The following is an 18,692-nucleotide window of genomic DNA, read 5'->3' on the forward strand; positions in this document are numbered from 1 at the left end:
AACACGAGGGGGAAATTATGGAGCAGTTCGCAACCGAAGCTGAGGTCATGCGCGCCGCTGCAGACCGCACCGACGACACCAACGCGGACGTCAACCGCGAAATCGACCGCATCCAGCAGGTCGCCGAAGCCACCCGCGGCTACTGGGTGGGCAACGCCCAGCGCAGCTTCGACGAGCTCATGGTCCGCTACGACGACGCTCAACGCCGACTCTCAGAAGCGCTCAGCGCCATCGCCGTGAACATCCGCGACAACGCCAAGCACTACGAGACCACCGACGCCAACAACACCGACAGCCTCCGCCAGATCGCCGGCGGGCTCGCACTCTAAGGGGAACACCATGCAGATCAAGTACGACTTCGCCCAAATCGCCGGCGCGGCAGAAGATATGCGCGCATCCGCCTCGCGCATCAACGGCGATCTGGCAGAGCTCAAGCAGATGCTCCAGCCCATGGCCCAGACCTGGGAAGGTACCGCAGCCGCCGCCTACCAGGCGCACCAGGCCAAGTGGGACCAGGCAGCAGAGGACCTCAACCAGATCCTCAACCAGATCGCGAACACCGTTGAAGACGGCAACTCCACCATGCTCGCCGTCAACAACGCCGCCGCAAACAGCTGGGGCTAAACCACACAATCTTGCGCCGCGGGCCGGCACAGGCCGCAATCATCGGGGGACGGGCGCGGCCTATCCGGGCCGCGGCGCAACCACAAAACGGGGGACGGGGGACGCGCCGCCGCAGGTGATGGGGGATCACCTGCGGCGGCGCTTTTTTGTTTTCATGCGGCAGTGCCGTAGTGTGTGAGCTCTGTGTGTCCCGCCGGATGCGCTTTTCGGGTCTCCACCGGCCGCCGTAAAGCGCAAAGGGGCAGGCGAGGTTTGGCCGGCAGCCATCTAGACAGACTTTAAGGAGTCATGCATGTCTACTTACCACCCGAAGAGCGGTGACATCACCCGTAAGTGGTACGTCATCGACGCAACCGACGTGGTGCTGGGCAAGCTTGCTTCCACCGTCGCAGACATCCTGCGCGGGAAGCACAAGCCGCAGTACGCGCCGAACGTTGACACTGGCGACCACGTCATCGTGATCAACGCCGACAAGATCCACATCTCCTCCAACAAGCGCGAGCGTGAGATGCGCTACCGCCACTCCGGTTACCCGGGTGGTCTGAAGTCCATGACCCTGGGCCGCGCCCTGGACGAGCGTCCGGACCGCGTGATCGAGGAAGCTGTCAAGGGCATGATGCCGCACAACAAGCTTTCCCGTCAGTCCATCAAGAAGCTGCACGTCTTCGTCGGTGCCGAGCACCCGTACGCTGGCCAGCAGCCGGAAACCTACGAGTTTAAGCAGGTGGCACAGTAATGACCGAGCCGAACAACTTCGACAACACCGCCGCTGAAGAGCTGGGCACCGACGTCGACGCCGCAACCGCCGCGACCGAGGAGTTCAACTACACCATCGGCGACGCAATCGCACCCGAGGCCGACGCTGCCGAGGAGACCGTTGAGGCTGCTCCGCTGCACGAGGGCCCGATCCAGACCGTCGGTCGCCGTAAGCGCGCCATTGCCCGCGTGACCGTCGTCGAGGGCGAGGGCAAGATCACTGTCAACGGCCGCGAGTTCGAGGACTACTTCCCGAACAAGCTGCACCAGCAGGACATCCTCACCCCGCTGACCCTGCTCGAGCGCGAGGGCCAGTTCGACATCAAGGCCAACATCTCCGGTGGCGGCCCGACCGGCCAGTCCGGTGCGCTGCGTCTGGCTATCGCCCGTGCGCTGAACATCTACAACCCGGCTGAGCGCCAGGCCCTGAAGAAGGCCGGCCTGCTCACCCGTGACGCCCGTGCCGTGGAGCGCAAGAAGGCTGGTCTGCACAAGGCCCGTCGCGCACCGCAATACTCCAAGCGTTAATCGCAGGTTTACGCGCGCTTTTGCGCCGTCGCCCGTGTTCGGGCGGCGGCGTTTTGCGTTTTCTAGTGTGGTCCGAAGAGTTGGTCGAGGGCTCCGCGGGTGGTGTTGCGGATGTGGTGTCCGTGTGGGGAGATCCATACGGGGGCACCCCGGTCATGGTGGTGCCGTCGGTGAGCACAAGTTCGATGTCGTCGCCGCCACCGTCAAGGATGCGGGTGTGCGCATCGATGGGCACCATCACGATCGGCCTTGGTGCGGCGGCGACAACCCCGCCGGTTGTGCCGTCCAGGATGCGCCAGAACTCCTCTTCCATCTGGGCTGCGGCGGGCAGGGTGGGGTCGATGTGTTGGCGCAGGCGGTGCTCTAAGTCTGCGGCGTTGCGGTCGGTGGTGTCGATGGTGATGCGTGCCCGGCCGTTGCGGGATCCGGAAAACGCCACTTGTCTGCGCGCGGGCGTGTCTTCTTTGGGGATGAGGTGGCGGGCGGCGCGCTCAATGGCGCGGTACCCGCCTTCAACGTTGAGCAGTTCCAGGCGTAGCCGCCAGCGTTCAGCAGCGGACTTCACACCAGCGAGGCGGCGTTCGATCAGGGCGAGCTCGTCCAAGGAGAAGCCTTGCGCCCGTTGTAAGGCGGTGGCTTGCTTGCGGGTGAACGTGGTTTTCCCGTAGTAGGTCTCGCGCAGCCGGCCGAACGCACGTGCTTTGTCCGGTGCGAAGCCCGCGGCGAGGGCAGCGTCAACGACGAAGTCGGCCAAGGTTGCTAGCGCCTTGGTCGACATCGCTTCGATGAGTGCTGCGAACGGGTTCATGGCCCATACGCTAAACCAACCGCAACCCCACCCGGACCCAGCCTGTGGAATTCGCGCCACACCCCCTGTGGATAACCGCTAACCTCCCAGTTAGAACGGGGTGGCGGAACGAACGTCGACAAGCACATGCATAATTGTGCGCATGACTCGATTGTTCGGAACTGACGGTGTGCGCGGCCTGGCTAACGAGGCCCTCACCGCATCACTTGCCCTCAAGCTCGGTGCCGCCGCCGCAACGGTGCTGACCAAAGACCGCGGCTCTGAAAAGCGCCGCCCGATCGCGCTGATCGGCCGCGACCCGCGCGTCTCCGGCGAAATGCTCGCCGCCGCGATGGCCGCCGGAATGGCATCCAAAGGCGTGGATGTGCTGCGCGTCGGCGTCATCCCCACCCCGGGCCTGGCGTATCTCACCGACGACTACGGCGCCGATATCGGTGTGATGATCTCCGCGTCGCACAACCCCATGCCGGACAACGGCATTAAGTTCTTCGCCGCCGGCGGCAAGAAGCTGCCGGACGACATCGAGGACGAGATCGAGCGCGCCATGGCGGTGCTCGAGGAGACCGGCCCGACCGGCACCGCCATCGGCCGCGTGATCGAAGAAGCACCCGACGCCCAGGAGCGCTACCTGGCCCACCTCAAGGAAGCAGTCGGCGAGAGCCTGAGCGGCATCAAGGTCGTGGTCGACTGCGCCAACGGCGCCGCCTCCGAGGTCGCCCCGAAGGCCTACGCCGCCGCTGGTGCCGAGGTCACCGCGATCCACAACACCCCGAACGCCTACAACATCAACGACGGCTCCGGCTCCACCCATATGGAGCAGATCCAGGCCGCCGTGGTCGAGCACGGCGCGGACCTGGGCCTGGCGCACGACGGCGACGCCGACCGCTGCCTGGCCGTGGACGCGCAGGGCAACATCGTCGACGGCGACCAGATCATGGCGATCTTGGCCACCGGCATGAAAGAGTCCAACTCGCTGAAGGACAACACGCTGGTCGCCACCGTGATGAGCAACCTGGGTCTGAAGCTTGCCATGCAGGACGAGGGCATCGAGTTGCGTCAGACGAAGGTGGGCGACCGCTACGTGCTCGAGGAGCTGAACCGCGGCGACTTCTCGCTCGGCGGCGAGCAGTCTGGCCACATCGTCGTGCCAGCGCACGCCACTACCGGCGACGGTGTCCTTTCCGGCCTGATGCTCATGCAGCGCATGGCGGAGACCGGCCAGACGCTTGCGGAGCTGGCCAACGTGATGACGGTGCTGCCGCAGACGCTGATCAACGTGCCGGTGTCGAACAAGGCGCTGATTTTGGAGGACGCCTCCGTTAAGGACGCGATCGCGGAAGCTGAGGCTGAGCTCGGCGATTCCGGCCGTGTGCTGCTGCGCCCGTCCGGCACCGAGGAGCTGTTCCGCGTCATGGTGGAAGCTGCGGAGGAGGAGCAGGCCCGCAAGGTTGCCGGTCGCCTCGCGGCGGTTGTCGCTGCGGTGTAGGTTTTTACAGCGCAGAAAGTTTTTGGCCTCGGCAGGGAACCGCCGGGGCTTCGGGGGAGTCTAAGTAAAGGTAAGACAGTTCAACTGCGAGCCTTTTGGGGGTGGGCACATGAGACATGCCGGGGCACTAGATATCGATGTGGATGCGGTGCGCAGGACATACACGGAAGCGATCGCGGCGTATCGCGGGGCGGCGCGCGATCTCGAGTGTAACCGGCCGGTGGTCGACGCCGCTGCGTTCGGTGCGGGGTTTGCGCGTGAGGGGCAGCGCATCGTGGATGCGTTGGAGGCGCTGCATTCCACGTCGCAGCGCTTTCTTGCCGCGCGTGGACAGCAGTGGGGGCAGGTGCTGGCGCTGAGCGACGCCACGGTGGCCGCTGACGCCTGTTCCGCCGACGCGTTGGGCGGGGTGATGGACGCATGATGGCAGCGGTCAAAGACGACGTCGAGGGGCTGGTCCGTGCCGTCGACGTCGCGCCCGAGGTAGGGCCGTCGCAACGCGCCGCGGTCCACGGGCTTGCTGGCGAACTGCTGGAGCTGGTCGGGCAGGCCGACGGGTTGGATCTCAGCGCGTTTCTTTCCGCCGGCGTGCGCCTCGCCGCCGGCTGCGAGCGGCCGGAAACGCAGGCGCGGGACTGCTCGTGCGACGACAGCGCGTGGTTCGACGAGGTCGGCATCCGCGAGCGCGAGCGTAGCGACGAGGTCAGCGAAAGCGAGCACTTCGATCGCGTGCAGCAGGTGGGCACGAGCATCGGGCAGTGCGGCGAGGCGCTCAGGGCGATTGTGGACACGGCGGAAACGGCCGTGCGCGCGTTGCTCGAGCCGGCGAAGCGGATGCTCGACGCGGTGTTGAATTGCGGCATTGTGCAGCTGGTGCAGCCGGCTGTGGAGGTGGTCATCGAGGCGTTGCGCTCGGCGCGCGAGACCGCCAGCGACCGCAATTGCGTGATCAAGGAGTGTTTGGGCGAGGTGGCCTCGCGCGCGGATGCCGCCGCGGTTGAGCAGCCTGCGCCGCCGGTGGAGTTTGAGCGGCAGGGGCGTTCGCTTTGCGACGTCGCCACGCGCCCCGCCGCCACCGCCACCGAGGCCGGTGCTCGGGCGGGGTTGGACGTGTCGTTGGATGCGACGCTTCGCATCGAGCCGGCCGCGCTGGTGGGCACGCTCGGCGCGGCCGGTGCAGCTGTGGCGCTGGGGGCGCTGGAGTGCATCGCCGCGGCGCAGCAGGAGTGCGAGCCGGAACCGGAGTGCGAGCCAGAGCCGCAGCCCGAGTGCGAGCCGGAACCCGAGCCTGAGTGCGAGCCGGAACCCGAGCCCGAGTGCGAGCCGGAACCCGAGCCTGAGTGCGAGCCTGAGCCCGAGCCTGAGCCGGAACCCGAGCCCGAGTGCGAACCGGAACCCGAGCCGGTGCCCGCCGAGGACGGTGTGATCACACCGCCGCCGGAGCTTGCGCAGGTGGAGGAGCCGGCGCCGCCGCCGAAGAAACTGGAGGCGGGCACGCAACCGGCGCAGGCTGGTGCGATCGATGAGGTAGGAAGTAACGGCGCCGCAGGGGCCGAGGCTGATCCGTGGGCAATGAAGAAAGCAGGGCAGTGGTAGCGATGGATTTTGAAGAGTTCGTGAACCAGTACCAGCGGCGCACCGCGAAGCGGATGGCGGATTTTGAGGCGCTGATGAAAGAAACGCAGCAGAAGATGGAAAGGACCGCCGAGCATCACGCGCGGGCGCGCGAGACCATGCCTCGGCAGCCGGTGACGGTGCCGCGCGGGGACTACAGCATGCCGCGTCCCCGCCGCAGTTCGGCACGAAAGGCACAGAAGCAGCAGATCCAGGCGGTGCTGCGCGCCATCGGCCCGAATGGAGAAAACCCCGTCGCGTAAAGCTACGCGACGGGGCCAGCCGGGGCGGCTTTAGAACAGGGAAAAGGCTGCGTTGTCGCGCGCCAGGCCGGCGGCCTTGGACAGGTCCTCGCCGGTCAGCGACTCGATGCCGGAGCCTTCCGCGTCCACCTCGGAGTAGGAGGAGTAGGCCTTGTCGCCGTCGAGCTGATGCAGCAGGTAGCCCACCAGCAGGCCGCGGATAGTCTCCTGCAGGCCGCGGTCGGATTTGCCCAGGCCGAGGACGCGCTTGACCATGTTGTCTTCGGAGAAGCTTTGCTGGTCGCCCTTCTTCGGGGCGCGGTAGACCACTTCGCCGGCCCAGTTGTAGGCCAGCTTGGCGGGGTTGCCGGGGTCGAACAGCGAGTCGCCGTCTTCGCCCGGGCCGACCACCATGCCGGGGACGAACAGGTTGCGCGCCGCCTCAACGGCGGACGGCGCCACGTTTGCCGGGTAGACCGCAGCCACGGCCTTCGCCTTGGGGTTGTCCACCGCCGCCAGCACTGCTGCGCCGCCGCCCATGCCGTGGCCGACGATGCCCAGTTTGCCGGGGGAGATGGAGATGTTGCCGTTGCCCAGCCGCACACCGGCGAGGATCTGCATCGCGGTTTCCAGGTCGGCGGCGAACCCCGGGTGGTCGGTTTTGAACCCGGTTTCCGTGGCCGGCGCGGCGACGGCGATGCCCCAGCTGGCCAGGTGGCGCAGGGTGCCTTCGTAGGCGTCGATGTCCTTGAGCCAGTCGTGGCCGAACGCGACGCCGGGCAGGTTCTTGCCCTCGGCGGGGGTGTAGACCTTGCCGGGCAGCCCGGTGTATCCCAGGTCGCCTTCCAGGACGCGGTGCGGGCCGCGCTTGGACAGGTCGGAGAGTTTCTTCAGCTTCGCAGACACGCGGGCAATCCTACTGCAATCTCGTCTCGGCTAGTGTGAGTCCGACATACAGGCCCGAACCGGCAACCCACATAGGAGGACAGATGCGCGGTGCCTTGCAGTTGGCGTTCATTGATTCCGTGAATCTGCTCTTAATCGGCGTCATTGTCGCAGTCGGTATCGCGGCGCGCCGGAACTACGCCAAGACCACCGCGTTGTTGATCGCGGGCGACTGGTGCGGGGTGGCGGGCTTGGCATTGGTCATGCTGGTCATTTTCGACGGGCTGGGCCCGGTGGTGCAGCGCTTTGTCGAAGGCCCTGTTTTTGGCATTTTGCTCATCGCCACTGGCGTCCTCACTGCGGTGCTGGCGTTGCGCGGCGGCGACAATTCCTCGTTGACCAGCAAGATTATGCGCCCGCTTGCCACACCCGGGCCGGCGACAGTGCTCACCGGCGTCGTGCTCGGTCTTGTCCAGTCTGCTACGTCGTTTCCGTTTTACGGCGGGCTCGCGTTGCTGTCGGCGTCTGGCATTGAGTCGCAGGTGCGCTATGCGTCGATTCCGCTGTATGCCACGGTGGCGCTGTCACTGCCGACGCTGTCCGCCTTCGCCGTCGGCTGGGTGCGCGCGAAGCCGGACAGTGCGGCTGCCCGCGCGTTCGCGTGGGCGCGCGCCCACCCGGACAAAGTCACGGCTGTTGCGACGTGGGCGGTGGCAGCACTGCTCATCGTGTTGGGCGTGACCCACGTGGTGTAATAGCCCCGTGCTGACAACAACGATCGATCTCGACGCTATCGCCCACAACACCCGCACGTTGCGCGCGCAGACGCAGGCGCAGCTGATGTGTGTGGTCAAGGCGGACGCCTACAACCACGGCGTGGAGCGGTGCGTGCCGGTCATGGAGGCCAACGGCGCGGACGCGTTCGGCGTGGCCACGTTCGCGGAGGCGCGCCGGGTGCGGGCGTTGACCGGCAAGCCGGTGTTGGCGTGGCTGTGGGATCCGGCGGAGCAGATCCCGGAGGGCGTGGATGTCGGCGTGCCGTCGCTGGAGCACTTGCGGGCGCTTATCGACGTCCCTTCGGCGCCCACCATCTACCTCAAAGTCGACACCGGGATGCACCGCTCCGGCATCGACGAGCAGCGCTGGCAGGAGGCGTTCGAGCTGGCGCTGGTCGCTCAAAAACAGGGCAGGTGCGAGGTGGCGGGGTTGATGACGCACCTCAGCTGCGCCGACGACCCGTCCGACCCGTACACCGACCAGCAGGCGACGGCGTTTCGCCGCGCCATCGCGCAGGCGCGCCAGGTGGGCTTGCGTGTGGAGCGCAACCACGCGGCGAACTCGGCCGCGACGTGGACGCGACCAGATCTGCACTTCGACATGGTGCGCCCGGGATTGAGCTTGTACGGCCTGGAGCCGGTGGTGGGCCTGGACCACGGGCTGCGTCCGGCGATGACGTGGTCGGCGCCGGTGGTGACGGTGAAGCCGATGCGCGCCGGTGAGGCCACCAGCTACGCGCGTACCTGGCAGGCGCCCGAAGACGGCTTCAGCGCCGTGATCCCGGTCGGCTATGCGGATGGGGTGCAACGCAGCTGGCAGGGCGCGCTCGAGGTGGAAATTGGCGGGCGTTCCTACCCGCAGGTGGGGCGGGTGTCCATGGATCAGGTGGTCATTTGGCTGGGCGCCAATGAGGCGGGTGTCGCGCCGGGGGACACCGCTGTGCTGTTCGGCGACGCCACCGCGCTGGCAGCCCGGGCTGGCACCATCAACTACGAGGTTGTCTGCGCCCCGCGCGGGCGCACCACACGCACCTACATCGGAGAGGGCAAGTAAATGGAGGCAAGTTTTCCGGACCGTGGCGAGCGGCTGTGCCCGACGGCCGCGGACGCGCAGGCGCTGGGCGCGGAGCTGGGCAAGGCGCTGCAGGCGGGCGATCTGGTGGTGCTCGACGGCCCGCTCGGGGCAGGCAAGACCACCTTCACCCAGGGCATCGCAAGGGGGATGGGGGTCAAAGGGCGGGTGACCTCGCCGACGTTTGTGATTGCGCGTGAGCATGCGTCGCAAAGCAACGGCCCCGCGCTGGTGCACGTGGATGCCTACCGGTTGGGCGAGGACCCGCTGGGGGAGTTAGACGCGCTCGACTTAGATACCGCGCTGGAAGACGCGGTCGTGGTGGCGGAGTGGGGCGGCGGGCTGGTGGAGCAGCTCGCGCAGCGCTACATCCACGTCACCCTGGACCGGCGCACGCACGCCGAGACGGAGGCGCGGATCATCTCCTGGCGTGTCGAGTCCGGGATGTAGGCTTATGCGCATGCTCAACCTCTCAAGCCAGTCCCGCCGCTGGATCGTGCTCGCAGCCGTGCTGTGGCTGGTCCTTCTGGCCGGCATCATTTTCATCCCGCAGTCCCGCTCCACCGAGGTTGCACAGGTGGAGCCGACCAACTCGCTGTCGCGCTCGCTGCAGCAGACCCGTCCGGGCGGCGAGGTGGTCACCGCTCAGCTGGTGGACCCGTCGCGCATTTACGACGCGGAGCGCTTCCTCGGCTACACCACCTTGTGCCCGAACGAGCCGGAGGAGCTGGTGGGCGCGAAGCTCGATGCGTTCGGCCTGAACGCCGAGGACCTCGACCTCGACGGCGACCTCGGCTACGTCCTGCTCATCCCGGGAGGCCAGGGCGAGGAGCCGATGGTCGATGCGGTGGAGCTGGACCGGGTGGACATCTGCACTGTGCCGCAGTCTGAGTCCTTCCCGCTGAACACGGCGATGCCGTTCCACATGGACCAGGGCCGCTGGACCCTCGGGATGGGCCAGTAATGCTCGTTATTGCCCTGGACACAGCCACGACTGACCTGGTCGCCGGCATCGTGGACGGGGACCGGGTGCTCGCCCAGACGTGCGTGGCCACCCGCGCCCACAACGAGCGCCTCATGCCGGAAATCACCGGGCTGCTCCAGCAGGCGAACGTGAAGTTCGCTGATCTGGGCGCGGTCGTGGTCGGCTGCGGCCCGGGCCCGTTCACGGGGCTGCGCGTGGGCATGGCCACCGCCTCCGCGCTGGGCCAGGCGCTGGGCATTCCTGTGCACGGGGTGTGCACGCACGACGCTGTCGCCGCTGAGTTAAACGGCGACGCTTTGGTGGTGACGGACGCGCGCCGCCGCGAGGTGTACTGGGCGCGCTACGCAAAGGGCGCGCGCGTAGCGGGCCCGGACGTGTGCAAACCGGCGGACCTCGAATCGCCCGCCGTTGACGTGGTCAGCGTTCCCGAGCAGTTGGCGCAGCTTTTGCCTGTCGACGCACCTTCGGTGACCTACCAGCCCCCAACCCCTGCCGGCCTGGTGGCGGCGGCGGATCTCGCCGCTGAGCCAGAGCCGCTGGTGCCGCTGTATCTGCGCCGCCCCGACGCGGTGCCGCCGAAGCAGGCCCCGAAGTCGCCGGCGCTGCCATGACGCTGGCGTTTCGCGAGCTGGCGGTGGCAGATGCTGCCGCTGCCGCCGAGATCGAGGCGGTGCTGTTCGCCGGCGACAGCCCGTGGTCGGAAGCGGCCTACCGCGCGGAGATCTCTGCGCCGCACACCTTTTACCTCGGCGCGTTCGACGAGGATCGGATGGTCGGCTACGCCGGCCTGGCCATGCTGGGCCCGCGCGACGACCCCGAGTTCGAGGTCCACACCATCGGCGTGGTACCCGCCCAGCAGGGCAGGGGTGTCGGCCGGGCGCTGATGGAGCAGATGATGCACACCGTGGACTTGCTCGACGGGCCGTGCTTTTTGGAGGTGCGGGTGGACAACACGCCGGCGATCCGGCTGTACGAAAGCTTCGGGTTTTTCACCGCGGGCGTGCGCAAGAACTACTATCAGGCCTCCGGCACGGACGCGTACACGATGACGCGGCCGAAGAAGAGCGAAAGGCGAGACCAATGATCGTTTTGGGCATCGAGTCCTCGTGCGACGAGACGGGCGTGGGCATCGTTGAGCTGCACCCCGACGGGACGATGGACATCCTCGCCGACGTGGTCGCCTCGTCGATGCAGCAGCACGCCCGTTTCGGCGGCGTGGTGCCGGAGATCGCCTCGCGCGCCCACTTGGAGGCGATGCCCCAGGTGATGGAAAAGGCGCTGGCGGACGCCGGGATTAATAAGCCGGACGCCGTGGCCGCGACGGTGGGCCCGGGACTTGCCGGGGCGCTGCTGGTGGGCGCGTCTGCGGCGAAGGCGTACGCGGCGGCATGGGGTGTGCCGTTTTACGGGGTGAACCATTTGGGTGGCCACGTTGCGGTGGCCAACTTGGACGGCGAGGCGCTGCCGCACTCGATCGCGCTGCTGGTCTCCGGCGGCCACACGCAGCTGCTCGAGGTGGAGGCGGTGGGCAAGCCGATGCGCGAGCTGGGCACGACGCTTGACGACGCCGCCGGCGAGGCCTACGACAAGGTCGCCCGACTGCTGGGCCTGGGGTATCCGGGCGGGCCGGTCGTGGACAAGCTCGCCGCGTCCGGCGACCCGCAGGCGGTGAACTTTCCGCGCGCCCTCTCGCGCGCCGAGGACCTGCGCGGCGAGCACCGCTACAACTTCTCCTTCTCGGGGCTCAAGACTGCGGTGGCGCGCCACGTGGAGGCCGCCGAGCGCGACGGGCGGGTGATTTCGCTGGAGGATGTCTGCGCGTCATTCCAGGAAGCGGTGGTGGACGTGCTCACTGCCAAAGCGGTGATGGCCTGCGAGGACACCGGTGCGCGCACCCTGCTGCTCGGCGGGGGCGTGGCGGCGAACAGCAGGTTGCGCGAGCTGGCGGGGCAGCGTTGCCAGGCGGCCGGCATTGAGCTGCGCGTGCCCCGGTTCAACCTGTGCACGGATAACGGGGTGATGATCGCGGCGCTGGCGGCCCAGCTCATCCACGAAGGAGCCAAGCCGTCCGAGCTCGGCGTGGCCACGGACACCGGCTTAGAGGTTGAGGTCCCGCTCGTGCGCTTGTAAGCCAGCACACATTCGTGGTTACGGATACATTGGGGGCCGAGCAACTTTCCCGATGAAAGGAATTCCCGTGACCGAGCAGTTCAACCAGGACCAGGCAGACCGCGAACGTTTCGGGTTTTTGGTCAACCCGGACCTGACCTACCGCCGCGTCGTCTTCGACGACGACACCGCGCGCGAGAGCATCGGCGGCATGACCGACGACGTCGTCGATGTCGCTTTCGACCAGGACGGCAACCGCTTCCACGCCATCTTCCGCCCGGACGCGGCCGCGCACGGGGAGGAGCCGAACCCGGTGGCCTCCCTCGCCCGCAACACCGCGGAGACGGACAACCCGGAGTTTCTCACGGACCCGACCCGCGCGATTTCCGGCCCGGTGATCTTCATTGCCCGCGACGGCTCGAGCGTGGACGAGCGCACCATCGACAAGGTGATGCAGGCCATCCGCGCGGTGGAGAACTACCGCACGGACAACGCCGAAGAGTTTGAGCTCTGGCGCAACGCGGTGAAAAACCGCTAGGCCCTGCACCTGCACGCACCTGTGGTTGTTGGCTGGCACTCTCGGGGGTAGAGTGCCAAAGCAGGTTGTGTGAAGCACAGTTGTTCACCCGCGACGACGGCTGCGCCTCTTCAGACCTGAACTGTTGAATCATTCACCAATGAAAGGTTGCTGATCATGGCAAACGTCAACATCAAGCCGCTGGAGGACAAGGTCCTCGTCCAGATCGCCGAGGCTGAGACCACCACCGCGTCCGGCCTGGTTATCCCGGATTCCGCTGCGGAGAAGCCGCAGGAAGCCGTCGTCATCGCTGTTGGCCCGGGCCGCCTGGACGACAACGGCAACCGCGTCGCCGTGGACGTCAAGGAGGGCGACACCGTCATCTTCTCCAAGTACGGCGGCACCGAGCTGAAGTACAACGGCGAGGAGTACCTGCTCCTGTCCGCTCGTGACCTGCTGGCCGTCGTCGAGAAGTAAACGCCATGGCAAAACTCATCGCATTTGATCAGGAAGCTCGCGAGGGCATCCAGCGCGGCGTGGACACGCTCGCTGACGCGGTGAAGGTCACCCTCGGCCCCCGCGGCCGCAACGTAGTGCTGTCGAAGTCTTGGGGCGGGCCGACCGTCACCAACGACGGCGTGACCATCGCCCGCGACATCGACCTCGAGGACCCGTTTGAAAACCTCGGTGCGCAGCTGGTCAAGTCCGTCGCCGTGAAGACGAACGACATCGCTGGCGACGGCACCACCACCGCGACCCTGCTGGCCCAGGCGCTCGTCGCCGAGGGCCTGCGCAACGTCGCGGCCGGCGCGAACCCGATCGAGCTGAACAAGGGTATTAAGGCCGCTGCCGACAAGGTTGTCGAGGAGCTCAAGGCCCGCGCGACCGACGTGAAGTCCTCCGCCGAGATCGCCAACGTGGCCACCGTGTCCTCGCGCGACCCGGAGGTCGGCGAGATGGTCGCCGGCGCCATGGACAAGGTGGGCAAGGACGGTGTGCTCACCGTCGAGGAGTCCCAGTCCATCGACTCCTACGTGGACCTGACCGAGGGCATCTCCTTTGACAAGGGCTTTTTGTCCCCGTACTTCATGACCGACCCGGACGCCGGCCAGGCCGTGCTGGAAAACGCCCGCGTGCTGCTGGTGCGCGGCAAGATTTCCTCCCTGCCGGACTTTTTGCCCCTGCTGGAGCAGGCCGCCTCCGAGTCCGTGCCGCTGTTCGTGGTGGCAGAGGACATCGAGGGTGAAGCCCTGCAGGCGCTGGTGGTCAACTCCATCCGCAAGATCCTCAAGGTCGTCGCTGTGAAGTCGCCGTACTTCGGCGAGCGCCGCAAGGCCTTCATGGACGACCTGGCCGTGGTCACCGCCGCGACCGTGATCGACCCGGAGGTCGGCGTCAACCTCAAGGACGCCACCCTGGAGCACCTCGGCTCCGCCCGCCGCGTGACCGTGACCAAGGACGACACCGTCATGGTCGACGGTGCCGGCACCGCGGAGGCCGTGGAGGACCGCCGCAACCAGATCCGCCGCGAGATCGAGTCCACCGACTCGACCTGGGACAAGGAGAAGGCTGAAGAGCGTCTGGCCAAGCTCTCCGGCGGCGTGGCAGTGCTGCGCGTCGGCGCCGCCACCGAAACCGAGCAAAACGAGCGCAAGCTGCGCGTCGAGGACGCCATCAACGCCGCCCGCGCGGCGGTCGAAGAGGGCATTATCGCCGGCGGCGGCTCCGCACTCGTGCAGATTGCCAAGCAGCTCGAGGAGTTCGCCGAGGACTTCGAGGGCGAGCAGAAGACCGGTGTGCTGGCTGTGGCCCGCGCCCTGTCCAAGCCGGCCTACTGGATCGCCGACAACGCGGGCCTCGACGGCGCCGTCGTGGTGTCCAAGGTCGCCGAGATGGGCAACGGCGAGGGCTTCAACGCCGCCACGCTCGAGTACGGCAACTTGCTTGAGCAGGGCATCATCGACCCGGTGAAGGTCACCCACAACGCGGTGGTCAACGCCGCTTCTGTGGCCCGCATGGTGCTCACCACCGAGGCATCTGTGGTGACGAAGCCTGCAGAAGAAGACGAGGAAGCCGGCCACGCCCACTAGGGCACGGCCGGAGGAGACGTCGAAAAGCAAAAATGCCCCAGCACAACGCTGGGGCATTTTCCGTTCTTACTTCGCTGACGCCGCGGCGACCTTCATGCCGCCCGCCGCGCCGCGCAGGACCGCGGAGCGCTCGGATTCGCTCATGCCGCCCCAGATGCCGTACGGCTCGGCCACGCGCAGGGCGTGCTCGCGGCACTGGGAGAGTACCGGGCACTCGAAGCAGATGGCCTTGGCGCGGTTCTCGCGCTGGGTCCGGGCCCTGCCGCGCTCCCCGTCGGGGTGGTAGAAGATCTCAGACGCCTCCCCCCGGCACTTGCTGTGTAGCTGCCAATCCCAGAAGTCGGCGTTCGGTCCGGGAAGCTGGTGCGGCAAAGACATAATCGGGAGTGCTCCTTTGTGGAAGTACCTCAAACGTGAAACCAGACACGAGTGTGGACTGTCCTGGTTAACGTTTGGTGTCGTCCCGGTTACGCCGTGCTGTCCCGGAGAGGAACTCGTGCAAATTTGCCCCGTTTAACTGCGACTACGTGCCTGGTTACGGGCAGGTGAATTCCTGGCAAAAGGTCGGTAGCGCAATTGGCGGAGCAAGTGCGTTTATTATGAACGGGTTACGCGAATCAAGCACAGGGACGACGGAAGGAGTGGCGCGTGGCTGCAGCTGATGAAGATGCGGAGCTCGCTGACCTGGTTCCCGCCGCTGCTCAGGGCGACCGGAGGGCGCTGCAGCGCATCATCGCCATCATCCATCCCCGTGTGCTGCGCTATGCCAGGGCGCGAATCGGGGGAGGGCGTATGCCCACCCCCGAAGATGTGGCCCAGGAGATCTGTTTGGCGGTTGCCACCAGCATCGACCGCTACCGCGACACCGGTCGCCCGTTTATGGCCTTCGTGTACGGCATCGCGTTTAACAAGGTCGCGGACGCGCATCGTTCGATGGCGCGCGACAAGCTGAGCCCGGTGGAGGAGGTGCCGGACACCGAAGTGGCGACAATCACACCCGAGGATGCGACCATGGTGTCTGCAGGTAGTAACGCTGCGCGGGCTTTGCTCGATTCATTAAACGAGAAGGCCCGTGACATCGTCATTCTGCGAGTGTTTGTGGGCCTATCCGCGGAGGAGACGGCAGAAGTTATGGGCAGCACACCGGGAGCGGTGCGGGTTGCCCAGCACCGCGCGCTGTCCAAACTGCGGGAGCAACTGGACGGAGGGCAGGCGGAGCTATGACACGCAACAACGGGTCGGTCGAACCCGGCATGGAGGATTTCGCGGAAAGCGATGCGTTTTTTGATGCGCTTGCGCTTGGCGACGATCCTTCGGCTGGCACCGACCCCCTCGCAGCAGCGCTGCTGGATCTGAAGGACGATGTCGACCGGCCGATGCCGCCGGCCCCCCAGCTGGCCGGGGCGGGCGAGGCCGCAGCGAACGTCGCCTCCCTGGACGCGGCCCGCGCTGCGCGGCCGAAGCGCCGCGTGAGCCCCTGGCTGTCCGGCCTGATCGGAGCTGCCGCCGCGACCGTGGTGTGCGTGGGTACCGGTGCCGCGCTGTTCGACCAGGGCGGCAGCGAGCAGGACACGACCGTGGTGGAGCTTGCGACCACCCTCGACGAGCTGGAAGCCGCAAACCAGAGCGGCGACGCAGAGGCGGCCCGCACCCTGCTGGAGCAGGCGCGAGAATTGGTGGCCTCCATGAAGGGGCGCGAGCAGCGCGCCGACAACGGCGGCGAGGCCGCGACCGTGACCAAGACCGTCACGGACACGACCACGGCGGCGGACCCGCACAGCTCCGAGGAGGAACCGACGCAGGAACAGTCGCCTGCGGTGCCTGACGCACCGGCAGCGCCTGTCGCCCCGGCGCCGGCGCAGCAGTCGACCCAGGTGCCGAAGGAATCGTCGCAGCGCGGCTCCGGCACCAGTACGGGACGGCCCAGCCAGACCACCCGCGCGACGCAAGGGTCCGCGCCGACGCAGCCGACGACCCAGTCGAATACGCCGACGGGCAACTCCGCCTCCCCGTCGGAGCAGGGCACGGCGCACACGGAGGAAGCCCGCCAGCAAGACACCTCGCCGCGCGTCAACGACCCGGCGACGATGGTGCGCTCGCCCGCGCCGGAGGTTGCCGGCGGCGAAAGCGGCCCGGTGGTTCACCCGGGCCTGGGCAGCTCCTAGCGCCCCTCGAGGCCGTCGAGGTAGCCCATGGCGTAATCCCAGGGGACGTACGCCTCCACGTTGGGGTTGGCGCTGGGCTCGTGCACCGGGGGGAGCTGGTTGTTCAGTGAGGCGATCATGTTCTGCTCCATGATCTCCCAGTCGTAGTAGTGGACCTGGTCGCAGTCTTCGCAGAGGAACGACACGCCGAGGATGCCGCGGGGCTTGAGCATCCGCCGCGCGTCCCGGACATGCGCAAGGTCTTGGATGACCGCTACGCGCTCCTCGGGGGAGAGCGGCTCGGCGTTCTCCTCGTCATCGATGAAGGATGCCGGGTCGTTGGGGTCATCCGCGAACGGGTCCAGTGGCATCATGTCGTCGTAGTTCACCCATGCAAGCCTATACGGTGTGGCAAACCGGTCAGACCCGCCGCTTACAACACTGTTGAACTGGGCGGCAGGGTCAGGGCTTGCGCTGCGTTATATCATGGCGAAAAACATCTGCGCGGGAGAGGAGACTTAAGGCGATGGCTAACGAGCGTGTGTGGACTGGTGGGGACGATCCGGACAAGGTTGCGCTGCGCGGCCTGACTTTCGACGACGTGCTGCTGCTGCCGGCAGAGTCCCACATCGTGCCGTCTGAGGTAAGCACTGCCTCCCAGTTCACCAAAAACATCCGCCTGGGTATGCCGATCGCGTCGGCGGCCATGGATACGGTGACGGAGTCGCGCATGGCGATCGCCATGGCGCGTCAGGGCGGCATCGGCGTGGTGCACCGCAACTTGAGCCCCCAGGACCAGGCGGAGCACGTCGACGTTGTGAAGCGCTCCGAGTCCGGCATGGTGTCCAACCCGGTCACAGCCACCCCGGACATGACCATCCAGGACGTCGACGCGCTGTGCGCCCGCTTCCGCATCTCCGGTCTGCCAGTGGTGGATGACGGTGGCCGCCTCGTGGGCATCATCACCAACCGCGACATGCGCTTCGAAGCGGATTTCCAGCGCAAGGTCGCTGAGGTGATGACTCCGATGCCGCTGGTGGTGGCACCGGAGGGCGTCGACAAGCATGAGGCCCTCGCGCTGCTGTCTTCCAACAAGGTGGAAAAGCTGCCGATCGTGGCGAAGGACGGCACCCTGGCCGGCCTGATCACCGTGAAGGACTTTGTCAAGAGCGAGCAGTACCCCAACGCGTCGAAGGACGCGGACGGCCGCCTGCTCGTCGCTGCTGGCGTGGGCACGGGCGAGGACGCCTTCGACCGCGCTGGCCTGCTGGTGGAAGCCGGCGTGGACGCCCTTGTGGTCGACTCCGCGCACGCTCACAACAACCGCGTGCTGGAGATGGTTGCGCGCGTAAAGAAGGAGTTTGGCGACCGCGTCGACGTCATCGGCGGCAACCTGGCCACCCGCAGCGCCGCCCAAGCGATGGTCGACGCTGGCGCGGACGCCATCAAGGTCGGCATCGGCCCGGGCTCCATCTGCACCACCCGCGTGGTCGCCGGTGTGGGCGCGCCGCAGATCACCGCGATTCTCGAGGCCTCTGTGCCGGCGAAGGCCGCAGGTGTGCCGATCATCGCTGACGGCGGCATGCAGTTCTCCGGCGACGTGGCCAAGGCGCTGGCCGCCGGTGCGTCGACCGTCATGCTCGGCTCCATGCTCGCCGGTACCGCAGAGGCACCAGGTGAAATCGTGGTCGTGGGCGGCAAGCAGTACAAGCGCTACCGCGGCATGGGTTCGATGGGCGCCATGCAGGGCCGCGGCCTGACGGGCGAGAAGCGCTCCTTCTCCAAGGACCGCTACTTCCAGGCGGACGTGACCAGCGAGGACAAGCTGGTGCCGGAGGGCGTCGAGGGCCGTGTGCCGTTCCGCGGAGAGCTGGATTCCATCACCCACCAGATCGTCGGCGGTCTGCGCGCCGCGATGGGCTACACCGGCGCCGCCTCCATTGAGGAGCTGCAGACGAAGCAGTTCGTCCAGATCACCGCCGCCGGCCTGCGAGAGTCCCACCCGCACGACATCACGCAGACCGTCGAGGCACCGAACTACCGCCAGTAGGGGATA

At 67.1% G+C, this 18,692-nt stretch carries 25 protein-coding genes; 21 read left to right on the forward strand and 4 right to left on the reverse strand.

The window, feature by feature from the left end:
• Positions 1-17: 17 nt before the first annotated feature.
• The 4 genes from CFOUR_RS01935 to rpsI all read left to right on the forward strand — a co-directional run bounded on the left by CFOUR_RS01935 (position 18) and on the right by rpsI (position 1,908).
• Positions 18-329 carry a WXG100 family type VII secretion target gene (locus CFOUR_RS01935; protein ID WP_085957643.1) on the forward strand — a complete coding sequence of 104 codons (312 nt, stop codon included), beginning with the start codon at positions 18-20 and terminating at the stop codon, positions 327-329.
• 10 nt (positions 330-339) lie between these two features.
• Positions 340-624: a WXG100 family type VII secretion target gene (locus tag CFOUR_RS01940; RefSeq protein ID WP_085957644.1), complete on the forward strand. Its 285-nt coding sequence runs from the start codon at positions 340-342 to the stop codon at positions 622-624.
• A 292-nt stretch (positions 625-916) separates the two neighbouring features.
• Entirely contained in the window at positions 917-1,360 is a 444-nt protein-coding gene (gene rplM, locus CFOUR_RS01945; protein ID WP_034997310.1) for a 50S ribosomal protein L13, read from the forward strand.
• Entirely contained in the window at positions 1,360-1,908 is a 549-nt protein-coding gene (gene rpsI / locus CFOUR_RS01950) for a 30S ribosomal protein S9 (protein ID WP_085957645.1), read from the forward strand. The genes rplM and rpsI overlap by 1 nt, the downstream gene beginning before the upstream one ends.
• Here rpsI and CFOUR_RS01955 read toward each other — a convergent pair.
• On the reverse strand, positions 1,826-2,716 hold the full coding sequence (locus CFOUR_RS01955; RefSeq protein ID WP_085957646.1) for a hypothetical protein: 891 nt from the start codon (positions 2,714-2,716) through the stop codon (positions 1,826-1,828). The two genes, rpsI and CFOUR_RS01955, sit on opposite strands and share 83 nt — an antisense overlap.
• Before the next feature lie 142 nt (positions 2,717-2,858).
• Here CFOUR_RS01955 and glmM point away from each other — a divergent pair, with 142 nt between their 5' ends.
• From glmM to CFOUR_RS01975, 4 genes are all read left to right on the forward strand, one after another.
• Positions 2,859-4,202 (forward strand): phosphoglucosamine mutase, encoded by a 1,344-nt coding sequence (gene glmM / locus CFOUR_RS01960; RefSeq protein WP_290179773.1) that lies wholly within the window; start codon positions 2,859-2,861, stop codon positions 4,200-4,202.
• Positions 4,203-4,350: 148 nt separating this feature from the next.
• Complete coding sequence (locus CFOUR_RS01965) at positions 4,351-4,626, forward strand: hypothetical protein (RefSeq protein ID WP_143339007.1); 276 nt, start codon at positions 4,351-4,353, stop codon at positions 4,624-4,626.
• Positions 4,626-5,798, forward strand: coding sequence for a hypothetical protein (locus CFOUR_RS01970; RefSeq protein ID WP_290179774.1), 1,173 nt, complete (start codon positions 4,626-4,628; stop codon positions 5,796-5,798). Before CFOUR_RS01965 ends, CFOUR_RS01970 begins: the two co-directional genes overlap by 1 nt.
• A 2-nt stretch (positions 5,799-5,800) precedes the next feature.
• Positions 5,801-6,079, forward strand: a complete 279-nt coding sequence (locus tag CFOUR_RS01975) for a hypothetical protein (protein WP_085957648.1) — start codon at positions 5,801-5,803, stop codon at positions 6,077-6,079.
• Between the two features lie 30 nt (positions 6,080-6,109).
• Here CFOUR_RS01975 and CFOUR_RS01980 read toward each other — a convergent pair whose 3' ends face one another.
• Positions 6,110-6,964: a dienelactone hydrolase family protein gene (locus tag CFOUR_RS01980; RefSeq protein WP_290179776.1), complete on the reverse strand. Its 855-nt coding sequence runs from the start codon at positions 6,962-6,964 to the stop codon at positions 6,110-6,112.
• An 83-nt stretch (positions 6,965-7,047) separates the two neighbouring features.
• On the opposite strand from CFOUR_RS01980, the gene CFOUR_RS01985 reads away from it, so the two are divergent.
• The 10 genes from CFOUR_RS01985 to groL all read left to right on the forward strand — a co-directional run bounded on the left by CFOUR_RS01985 (position 7,048) and on the right by groL (position 14,492).
• The gene (locus CFOUR_RS01985; RefSeq protein WP_290179778.1) at positions 7,048-7,698 is read left to right on the forward strand and encodes a GAP family protein; all 651 of its coding nucleotides are present in this window, start codon (positions 7,048-7,050) and stop codon (positions 7,696-7,698) included.
• 7 nt (positions 7,699-7,705) lie between these two features.
• Positions 7,706-8,773 carry an alanine racemase gene (gene alr / locus CFOUR_RS01990; protein WP_290179780.1) on the forward strand — a complete coding sequence of 356 codons (1,068 nt, stop codon included), beginning with the start codon at positions 7,706-7,708 and terminating at the stop codon, positions 8,771-8,773.
• A complete protein-coding gene (gene tsaE, locus CFOUR_RS01995) occupies positions 8,774-9,241 on the forward strand; it encodes a tRNA (adenosine(37)-N6)-threonylcarbamoyltransferase complex ATPase subunit type 1 TsaE (protein ID WP_085957650.1) in 468 nt (155 codons plus the stop codon). It abuts the gene before it with no gap.
• Between the two features lie 10 nt (positions 9,242-9,251).
• Positions 9,252-9,755 carry a hypothetical protein gene (locus CFOUR_RS02000; RefSeq protein ID WP_085958437.1) on the forward strand — a complete coding sequence of 168 codons (504 nt, stop codon included), beginning with the start codon at positions 9,252-9,254 and terminating at the stop codon, positions 9,753-9,755.
• Positions 9,755-10,387: a tRNA (adenosine(37)-N6)-threonylcarbamoyltransferase complex dimerization subunit type 1 TsaB gene (gene tsaB / locus CFOUR_RS02005; RefSeq protein ID WP_085957651.1), complete on the forward strand. Its 633-nt coding sequence runs from the start codon at positions 9,755-9,757 to the stop codon at positions 10,385-10,387. Before CFOUR_RS02000 ends, tsaB begins: the two co-directional genes overlap by 1 nt.
• A complete protein-coding gene (gene rimI / locus CFOUR_RS02010) occupies positions 10,384-10,860 on the forward strand; it encodes a ribosomal protein S18-alanine N-acetyltransferase (RefSeq protein WP_085957652.1) in 477 nt (158 codons plus the stop codon). The genes tsaB and rimI overlap by 4 nt, the downstream gene beginning before the upstream one ends.
• Positions 10,857-11,906: a tRNA (adenosine(37)-N6)-threonylcarbamoyltransferase complex transferase subunit TsaD gene (gene tsaD / locus CFOUR_RS02015; RefSeq protein ID WP_085957653.1), complete on the forward strand. Its 1,050-nt coding sequence runs from the start codon at positions 10,857-10,859 to the stop codon at positions 11,904-11,906. Before rimI ends, tsaD begins: the two co-directional genes overlap by 4 nt.
• A 67-nt stretch (positions 11,907-11,973) precedes the next feature.
• Positions 11,974-12,423 (forward strand): hypothetical protein, encoded by a 450-nt coding sequence (locus CFOUR_RS02020; RefSeq protein ID WP_230471927.1) that lies wholly within the window; start codon positions 11,974-11,976, stop codon positions 12,421-12,423.
• Positions 12,424-12,579: 156 nt separating this feature from the next.
• The gene (gene groES, locus CFOUR_RS02025; RefSeq protein ID WP_042406332.1) at positions 12,580-12,879 is read left to right on the forward strand and encodes a co-chaperone GroES; all 300 of its coding nucleotides are present in this window, start codon (positions 12,580-12,582) and stop codon (positions 12,877-12,879) included.
• Between the two features lie 5 nt (positions 12,880-12,884).
• Positions 12,885-14,492: a chaperonin GroEL gene (gene groL, locus CFOUR_RS02030; RefSeq protein WP_290179788.1), complete on the forward strand. Its 1,608-nt coding sequence runs from the start codon at positions 12,885-12,887 to the stop codon at positions 14,490-14,492.
• 66 nt (positions 14,493-14,558) lie between these two features.
• Here groL and CFOUR_RS02035 read toward each other — a convergent pair whose 3' ends face one another.
• A complete protein-coding gene (locus tag CFOUR_RS02035) occupies positions 14,559-14,870 on the reverse strand; it encodes a WhiB family transcriptional regulator (RefSeq protein ID WP_085957655.1) in 312 nt (103 codons plus the stop codon).
• Between the two features lie 270 nt (positions 14,871-15,140).
• Here CFOUR_RS02035 and CFOUR_RS02040 point away from each other — a divergent pair, with 270 nt between their 5' ends.
• Entirely contained in the window at positions 15,141-15,716 is a 576-nt protein-coding gene (locus CFOUR_RS02040) for a sigma-70 family RNA polymerase sigma factor (protein WP_085957656.1), read from the forward strand.
• Positions 15,713-16,657, forward strand: coding sequence for a hypothetical protein (locus tag CFOUR_RS02045; RefSeq protein ID WP_290179791.1), 945 nt, complete (start codon positions 15,713-15,715; stop codon positions 16,655-16,657). Before CFOUR_RS02040 ends, CFOUR_RS02045 begins: the two co-directional genes overlap by 4 nt.
• On the opposite strand, the gene CFOUR_RS02050 is transcribed toward CFOUR_RS02045, so the two are convergent.
• Positions 16,654-17,025, reverse strand: coding sequence for a DUF5319 domain-containing protein (locus CFOUR_RS02050; protein WP_290179792.1), 372 nt, complete (start codon positions 17,023-17,025; stop codon positions 16,654-16,656). The two genes, CFOUR_RS02045 and CFOUR_RS02050, sit on opposite strands and share 4 nt — an antisense overlap.
• 137 nt (positions 17,026-17,162) lie before the next feature.
• Here CFOUR_RS02050 and guaB point away from each other — a divergent pair, with 137 nt between their 5' ends.
• Positions 17,163-18,686, forward strand: a complete 1,524-nt coding sequence (gene guaB, locus CFOUR_RS02055) for an IMP dehydrogenase (RefSeq protein WP_085957657.1) — start codon at positions 17,163-17,165, stop codon at positions 18,684-18,686.
• The last annotated feature ends 6 nt before the right edge of the window (positions 18,687-18,692 follow it).

The organism is Corynebacterium fournieri (assembly GCF_030408775.1).
Taxonomy (GTDB): domain Bacteria; phylum Actinomycetota; class Actinomycetes; order Mycobacteriales; family Mycobacteriaceae; genus Corynebacterium; species Corynebacterium fournieri.

Excerpts from the sequence above, each read along its gene's own strand:
- CFOUR_RS01955 (WP_085957646.1), bottom strand. The coding sequence starts at position 2,716 with ATGAACCCGTTCGCAGCACTCATCGAAGCGATGTCGACCAAGGCGCTA.
- tsaD (WP_085957653.1), top strand. The coding sequence starts at position 10,857 with ATGATCGTTTTGGGCATCGAGTCCTCGTGCGACGAGACGGGCGTGGGC.
- CFOUR_RS01970 (WP_290179774.1), top strand. The coding sequence starts at position 4,626 with ATGGCAGCGGTCAAAGACGACGTCGAGGGGCTGGTCCGTGCCGTCGAC.
- rpsI (WP_085957645.1), top strand. The coding sequence starts at position 1,360 with ATGACCGAGCCGAACAACTTCGACAACACCGCCGCTGAAGAGCTGGGC.
- rplM (WP_034997310.1), top strand. The coding sequence starts at position 917 with ATGTCTACTTACCACCCGAAGAGCGGTGACATCACCCGTAAGTGGTAC.
- rimI (WP_085957652.1), top strand. The coding sequence starts at position 10,384 with ATGACGCTGGCGTTTCGCGAGCTGGCGGTGGCAGATGCTGCCGCTGCC.
- CFOUR_RS02035 (WP_085957655.1), bottom strand. The coding sequence starts at position 14,870 with ATGTCTTTGCCGCACCAGCTTCCCGGACCGAACGCCGACTTCTGGGAT.
- tsaE (WP_085957650.1), top strand. The coding sequence starts at position 8,774 with ATGGAGGCAAGTTTTCCGGACCGTGGCGAGCGGCTGTGCCCGACGGCC.
- groES (WP_042406332.1), top strand. The coding sequence starts at position 12,580 with ATGGCAAACGTCAACATCAAGCCGCTGGAGGACAAGGTCCTCGTCCAG.
- guaB (WP_085957657.1), top strand. The coding sequence starts at position 17,163 with ATGGCTAACGAGCGTGTGTGGACTGGTGGGGACGATCCGGACAAGGTT.
- CFOUR_RS01985 (WP_290179778.1), top strand. The coding sequence starts at position 7,048 with ATGCGCGGTGCCTTGCAGTTGGCGTTCATTGATTCCGTGAATCTGCTC.
- CFOUR_RS01940 (WP_085957644.1), top strand. The coding sequence starts at position 340 with ATGCAGATCAAGTACGACTTCGCCCAAATCGCCGGCGCGGCAGAAGAT.
- CFOUR_RS01935 (WP_085957643.1), top strand. The coding sequence starts at position 18 with ATGGAGCAGTTCGCAACCGAAGCTGAGGTCATGCGCGCCGCTGCAGAC.
- CFOUR_RS02000 (WP_085958437.1), top strand. The coding sequence starts at position 9,252 with ATGCTCAACCTCTCAAGCCAGTCCCGCCGCTGGATCGTGCTCGCAGCC.
- glmM (WP_290179773.1), top strand. The coding sequence starts at position 2,859 with ATGACTCGATTGTTCGGAACTGACGGTGTGCGCGGCCTGGCTAACGAG.
- tsaB (WP_085957651.1), top strand. The coding sequence starts at position 9,755 with ATGCTCGTTATTGCCCTGGACACAGCCACGACTGACCTGGTCGCCGGC.
- groL (WP_290179788.1), top strand. The coding sequence starts at position 12,885 with ATGGCAAAACTCATCGCATTTGATCAGGAAGCTCGCGAGGGCATCCAG.
- CFOUR_RS02045 (WP_290179791.1), top strand. The coding sequence starts at position 15,713 with ATGACACGCAACAACGGGTCGGTCGAACCCGGCATGGAGGATTTCGCG.
- CFOUR_RS01975 (WP_085957648.1), top strand. The coding sequence starts at position 5,801 with ATGGATTTTGAAGAGTTCGTGAACCAGTACCAGCGGCGCACCGCGAAG.